A 617-nucleotide genomic window follows, 5' to 3' on the forward strand; every position below is an offset into this window, starting at 1 on the left:
ACGGTGCTCGGGGCGCTGACGCTGAACTACTTCGGCCTGATTTCCTTCACCCTGCCGCAGGCGGCGGCCATCGGCATCATCGGCGGCGCGGACGGCCCGACGGCCATTTACCTCTCCGGGAAACTGGCGCCGGAGCTGCTGGGGGCCATCGCGGTGGCGGCGTACTCGTATATGGCGCTGGTGCCGTTAATCCAGCCGCCGATTATGAAGGCGCTGACCACGGAGAAGGAGCGGAAAATCCGCATGGTGCAGCTGCGCACGGTGAGCAAGCGGGAGAAGATTCTGTTCCCGGCGGTGCTGCTGCTGCTGGTGGCGCTGCTGCTGCCGGACGCGGCCCCGCTGCTGGGGATGTTCTGCTTCGGCAACCTGATGCGCGAGAGCGGCGTGGTGGAGCGGTTAAGCGATACGGTGCAGAACGGGCTGATTAATATCGTGACCATCTTCCTCGGGCTGTCGGTGGGCGCCAAGCTGGTGGCGGACAAGTTCCTGCAGCCGCAGACGCTGGGCATTCTGCTGCTGGGGGTGATTGCCTTTGGTATCGGGACGGCGGCCGGGGTGCTGATGGCGAAGCTGCTGAACCTGTGCAGTAAGAACAAAATCAACCCGCTTATCGGTTC

1 protein-coding gene is annotated in these 617 nt (G+C 64.0%); it reads left to right on the plus strand.

Annotated elements, in window-relative coordinates; translation table 11 throughout:
• Positions 1–617: sodium ion-translocating decarboxylase subunit beta (locus tag ACLJZ5_RS22065; RefSeq protein WP_410959032.1), on the plus strand; the 617-nt coding region annotated here is incomplete at both ends.

This window comes from Salmonella sp. 5800 (genome assembly GCF_046558195.1).
Classification (GTDB): domain Bacteria; phylum Pseudomonadota; class Gammaproteobacteria; order Enterobacterales; family Enterobacteriaceae; genus Salmonella; species Salmonella enterica.